This is a genomic window from Methanobrevibacter sp. (genome assembly GCF_017431965.1).
Classification (GTDB): domain Archaea; phylum Methanobacteriota; class Methanobacteria; order Methanobacteriales; family Methanobacteriaceae; genus Methanocatella.
The window spans coordinates 1-5,582 of record NZ_JAFRKB010000016.1; the positions used below are offsets into that span (position 1 = coordinate 1).

Annotated in this window: 8 protein-coding genes and 1 pseudogene; 7 read left to right on the forward strand and 2 right to left on the reverse strand. The window is 37.5% G+C overall.

The genetic code is table 11. The features are described from left to right. Both IJI93_RS01655 and IJI93_RS01660 read left to right on the forward strand, forming a co-directional pair. Window positions 1-549: hypothetical protein (locus IJI93_RS01655; protein WP_292818997.1), on the forward strand; the 549-nt coding region annotated here is incomplete at its 5' end. 9 nt (window positions 550-558) lie between these two features. Continuing rightward, entirely contained in the window at window positions 559-1,098 is a 540-nt protein-coding gene (locus tag IJI93_RS01660) for a DUF2116 family Zn-ribbon domain-containing protein (RefSeq protein WP_292819000.1), read from the forward strand. Here IJI93_RS01660 and IJI93_RS01665 read toward each other — a convergent pair. Further along, the gene (locus tag IJI93_RS01665; protein WP_292819003.1) at window positions 1,086-1,370 is read right to left on the reverse strand and encodes a hypothetical protein; all 285 of its coding nucleotides are present in this window, start codon (window positions 1,368-1,370) and stop codon (window positions 1,086-1,088) included. The genes IJI93_RS01660 and IJI93_RS01665 overlap by 13 nt on opposite strands. Before the next feature lie 450 nt (window positions 1,371-1,820). Between IJI93_RS01665 and IJI93_RS01670 the strand changes: the two genes are divergently transcribed. The 5 genes from IJI93_RS01670 (at window position 1,821) to IJI93_RS01690 (ending at window position 5,209) form a co-directional block, all read left to right on the forward strand. After that, on the forward strand, window positions 1,821-2,882 hold the full coding sequence (locus IJI93_RS01670) for a hypothetical protein (protein ID WP_292819005.1): 1,062 nt from the start codon (window positions 1,821-1,823) through the stop codon (window positions 2,880-2,882). Between the two features lie 68 nt (window positions 2,883-2,950). Further along, the gene (locus tag IJI93_RS01675) at window positions 2,951-3,751 is read left to right on the forward strand and encodes a hypothetical protein (protein WP_292819008.1); all 801 of its coding nucleotides are present in this window, start codon (window positions 2,951-2,953) and stop codon (window positions 3,749-3,751) included. A gap of 219 nt (window positions 3,752-3,970) precedes the next feature. Next, window positions 3,971-4,186 carry a hypothetical protein gene (locus IJI93_RS01680; protein WP_292819011.1) on the forward strand — a complete coding sequence of 72 codons (216 nt, stop codon included), beginning with the start codon at window positions 3,971-3,973 and terminating at the stop codon, window positions 4,184-4,186. Window positions 4,187-4,581: 395 nt separating this feature from the next. Next, window positions 4,582-4,818: an AbrB/MazE/SpoVT family DNA-binding domain-containing protein gene (locus IJI93_RS01685; RefSeq protein WP_292819014.1), complete on the forward strand. Its 237-nt coding sequence runs from the start codon at window positions 4,582-4,584 to the stop codon at window positions 4,816-4,818. A 4-nt stretch (window positions 4,819-4,822) separates the two neighbouring features. Beyond that, complete coding sequence (locus IJI93_RS01690; RefSeq protein ID WP_292819017.1) at window positions 4,823-5,209, forward strand: type II toxin-antitoxin system VapC family toxin; 387 nt, start codon at window positions 4,823-4,825, stop codon at window positions 5,207-5,209. A gap of 23 nt (window positions 5,210-5,232) precedes the next feature. Here IJI93_RS01690 and IJI93_RS01695 read toward each other — a convergent pair. Next, a pseudogene (locus IJI93_RS01695) lies at window positions 5,233-5,582 on the reverse strand (sodium-dependent transporter); the annotation flags it as partial.

The following is a 5,582-nucleotide window of genomic DNA, read 5'->3' on the forward strand; positions in this document are numbered from 1 at the left end:
TATAACAGTCAGGAAAATTCAAACCTTGTTGGTGGTTTAGGTTTTGCACTTGCAAGAGACATGCTGCTAAACGGCTCTACTGATGTTGAAAACTATCACGGATATCAAATTAAGGAAAACACAGTCAATGACACCCATTTCTACATTGTAAATATTTCAAATGAAACCAGTCACGACAATATCATTATTGGAAGTGCAGACTTAAATATACTCAAGCATGTCTTGGACACCATTCACTTTGGAAAACCTGGCGAAGCCGTTCAAGCAAATCTCGGAATTACCCCAACAAGCAAACCTGTCAACACTACAAATAAAACATCATCTGACAATGCAGAGTTTGGAGGATATGATCCAGTCGAATACTATTATCTGTTAGGTCTTGCTGACGGGCACGAAGAAGGTTACTGGAGCGGATATTTGGAAGGGTCTGGTTACTATGACTATTATGACTATTATGATTACTATTCAGATGACATGAGCTATTATCCAGATAGTGGTGATGATGGAGGCGGCGATGCCGCACCTAATGTTGAAACTACAACCGGATAGAGGTGAAATATGGGAGATTACTGTGAAAATTGCGGATGCAAATCAGACAAAAACGATGAATTCTGTCCTGATTGCGGCTCACCAATGAAATCTCCACAAAAAAACGTTAAAAAAACAAACAGGACCATCATTATCGCATTGCTGATTGTTATAGTATTGATAATGGCTGGCCTCGTGTCAACAATGTTTACTTCCATTGAAAACAGCAAGCCCAAATTTGAAACATGCGATTTCGGATATCTGACAATGTCTGTTCCGAAGGGTTCCGATTTCGTTGAATACCAAAGCATAGGCAAAGGAAGCCAAAACTGGGCTATCGGCTATTCGAATAAAGGTGAAGGCGATACTGACTTGATGATAGTTTGGATTTCAACCTATGACGGCACTTCCATTTATGACTATCTCGGAAGGGATGGTGACCTTGACATCTTTGACGGAGAACTGAATACATATATCGTCCAGAGGAAAGTCGGCGGATATTACGTACAGCTTACCGGAAGCGAACTGGATGACCTGAAGCAGATGGCCCGCTCGATTCAGCTAAAATGAATATCCCCAAACAATTTCTGTTCCCCATAAACGGACTCAACCATGATTGAAGACACATTGTAGATGTAGAGCTCCTGGACGTTCAACGCATCGTCATAGCAGACAAACTCCACATGATATCCGTCGCCGTTTGCAAAGTGGATTGACCTTACGTTATGCAAAAACACCTTGCCGTCAACCACAACATTATTGGAGCGCCCAGCCACCAGATGGATGCTTTCAGGGCCTATAAATTCTGTCAAATTCATACCGGAACATTCCTTAATCTCCATCGATATCTCCCCCTCAAGAGCATTCAAAAAATCAGGACTTTTTTATGCACCTATATATTCATCTCCATTAATTTCAACACGAACATATCAAATTATGCTTTTATTTACGCCAAATAGAAATCCAAAAGACTTGGATTTGCAAATCATCCAAAATAATGCATTAAGTATTTTACTATATAATATTCATATCGATAAAATACGATATACAAATCTGTAAATAAATATATTATAATAACACTTATTTAAATATTTCTGATTTCAATAAATAAAAATTTAAAATATTTTAATTAAGAAATTAAGCGATATACAAAATAAACGATATCGATTACATAGTTTTTTCATAACATTATTTCCCAAATCCAAGGCCATGAATACCGACTCAAAAGCACATGAACCAACGAAATATAAATAACACCTAACCAAATACATATCATTAGTGAGGTATCAAAAATGCAAACAGACAAAAAGATAATTATCGCTCTGATAGCTGTTGTCGTTATTTTCCTGGCCGGAATTGTAGCGATTGCGCCTAACTATTCAAACCAGAACCAGACCGCATATACAATTCCGCTCAAGACTCATGATTTCGGCTATTTTGAAATGGACGTTCCTGAGGGTTCCAATTTTGCCGTGAGAAACAACAAGGTCGCAGTTGGACAGGGAATGGTGTTCTGGCAGAACAATGCAAACTTCTCCAATGAAACCGACGGAATAATGGTATCCGTCAACTATACCGACAATCTGATCGGGCAAAACGCAAAGCTTCTCTCAGAGAACAATTCGCAAAAAACCTATCTGATTGGGGACAGCCCGCTGAACAACTACTACAAGGTCGTCAAATCAATCAACGGTACTGATATCATTGTCTGCGGAAACAATCTTGATTTGATTGTAAAAATGCTCAACACCACCAAAATCAAGGACACATCCGCACTGACCCTTAAGAATGCAACAAATGCCACACCGGCACAAAACAACACTACCGTTAAAAACGAGACCCCTGCTGAAAACAGCACTCCTGTTGAAAATACCACTGCAGCACAAAACGACACTCCAGCAGAAAAAACAGAGCAAACCAAGGCTCCTGTTGAAACAACAGTTGAAAACAAGACCCCTGTTGAGACAGTCATCGAGCAGATTAGAAATGACACCCAGGACCAGAGCGAAAACGTGACATTCACTCCGGTTGACCCTATCATGATCGGAGGAGGTTCATTTACAACAGGAAGCGCAGATGAAGACAAGACCTATGCGAGGATATACCTGGGCATTGACCATGCAGGAGAGCCTGTCGGAATCAAGATTTTCTATTTCCGTGACGGCGTCGCCCTGAATCATGGAAACTATGTCGGAACCACAATCCAATCCGACGGATATGTAAGCATTGCAAGCGCTGATGCATACTCAAAATATCCTGATTTCGCACGTGTGGAGGTATATAACGCAATGGACGACCTGATTTCAACACAGGGAATTAATTTAAACCCAACAAGCGGTACTCAATACTTCTAGAGTACCTCCTTTTTTATTTTTCAAGTAAATTATTAATAGCTGCAAATTCAAATATCATATTGGTGATCATGGTGGACCTTACAAATATCAGGCTTGTTTATTTATTTGCTGAAGTGATTATTTTCGTGGCATTGGTAGTCATTGGAAGTTACCTATCCAAAAAAATCACAAAAAGCAATCATAAACTTTTAAATCCCCAGGAATACCTCCCTGTGGAAGAAATCCATTCCCTGAGGCAGGCATTTTTCCTTATAATGATGGGCCTGATTTTTGCAGACATATTGTATACCCTGGTTTTTGTCGGAAGCGACGTATATTACCTTTCTGCATTCGACATTGCCCTTTCGCTATATCTTGCAGTCACCCTTGACAAGAGCTTGCATAAAAACAAGGCCATTTTAATTCTGCTGATTCCTTTCGGTTCGCTGACATTCATCGTATTCGGAAACAGCCTTATCGGACTGGTTGACTTTCTCCACATACCGATACTCATATACTTCATTAAACTGTATTACGACAAATTCAGAGAGTATACCCAATCAAACGGACTCGGAATAACCATAATCCTGCTGTTTGCAATAATATTCATAAGCTTTTTGGTGACACAAGTCGCCGAATCCGTAAATCCCCTTGATTCACTTGTCATGGTTTCAAATGCATTTACCAGTAACGGATATGCAGTGCTGGGCCATACCATCCCCGGAAAAATAAATTCGCTGATTCTGGTTTGGGGAGGATATCTGCTATCCGGAGTGGGAACATCCACATTGACAGCGGCAATCCTAATAACCCATTTCAATTCCAAAATGGACGACATGAATGAAAAGCTGGACAAGCTGGAGGAGCTGATTAAAAAAAACAATGACTGATTTTTTAATCTGCTGCAATAACATAAAAAATGCCCACATATGAAATTTAACTATTGCCTAAAAATTAGGAATCCCCAAATTGCAAAATATTTAAATAGAATCCGACTTAAACCATTAATTGTAACCTTTGGTTACACTAAAAAAATTATTTTAGTTTAAGTTTAGGGATCATATCCCTAGACTTTAAAGACTCTTTTTGAAAAAAAGGAAATTGATACTATGGAAAGTGACGCTTTAGTAAATGGAGTTCTCTCATTTATAATACCTGGTCTTGGCCAGGCCATCAACGGATACAAGAAAAAAGGAATCATAATGTTTGTTATCCTGATTCTTTTGAATATTTTCATTTATTTTTTTGCAAACAATATGTTTGGCCACCTCATAAGCTTTGCATATTCGGCATATGCCGCCTATGATGCATACACAACATACTAGAGGTCTTCAATAACCTCACTTATTTTTTTAAAAACTGCTCAAAAATTAAATGACATTTCCTTAAAATCAGAGATGATTATTCAATATCTTATTTTTAAAACCACCCATTTAATCAAAGCAAACTATGATTAAAATAATTTGTAGTTTAAAAAATGTTGATTCAAATGTCATGAGTATAGATGAAAAAGAATAGATAAGCCGATTATTCATCAGAATTTGTGCAGAATCATACAGTCACATCTCAATAATAGGCATATGTAAAAAAGTATTACATAATATGTATCGAATAACCTAAAAAATATTTGGGAATTTACTTTAAAAATTACAAAATACAAAGTAAAATTATAAATATTTTATAAAATATAAAATACTTTATAAAATTTAAAGTGATTACCATGTATGCAATAACAAAGGTAAGTTCTTCAAATCAGGTTGTGGTTCCTGCGGATTTCAGAAAACACTATGATATATCTGCAGGCGATGAAATTTCATGGACAAGCACAGAAGAGGGTATACTATTGAAAATTGAAAAGAAAGTTACAGAAGAAGACATTACCGGACTTATCAAAAAGGAACTTCCCTACAACAGCGTTGAAATAAAAAAAAGAGGATCAAAAGGATTGAAATGGTGATAGCTTGATATTTGTAGATGCATCATACCTTATTGCATTGATAGTCGAAAAGGACCAGTGGCATGGCGATGCAGTAAGATTGCTTGAAAAGCTGAAATCGGAAGAAAAAATGATTACAGAAGCGATGATTATAGAATCGTTGAACATCATTGGAAGCTGTCACGGAGGAAAGGTCGGATATATGGCCTTCAAATACATCAGGGACAACTTCACAATTTTCAAGTCTGACACCCTGCTTGAAGAGTCACTCAGATATTATCTCCAATTTAACGGAACACTGTCCCTGGCAGACTGCACCGCAATCCACACCATGAAAGAAAACGATATCTATGAAATATTATCATTTGACGATGATTTTGACAAGGTTGACGGAATTTTAAGAGTCCATTAAAAAAAAAGAGTGAATAATATAAATTATTCACTTGACGGCTTGATTTTAGACAATATGAATGCTGAAACAAGCACCGCAACAATAATTATCAAATCAACGATTATTTCAAATTGCTTAGCTGTGGAGAAGAGTGTGACAATACCGATTGCCCACATTATTACAAGAACAACTGGAAGCAGGTATTTGATTACGAAAGTCCAGGTCTTTCCAACCTTGAATGTTGAATGCTCGTTTAAGGCTGGAAGGAAATGTTCCACTCCATAAAACCAAGCGAATATGATACATTGGATACCGATTAAAATCAATATACCAAACTCGTTGACGAATGAATCAATGATTCCGACCAGATAGCTGCTGATACCGGTTGTCAAAA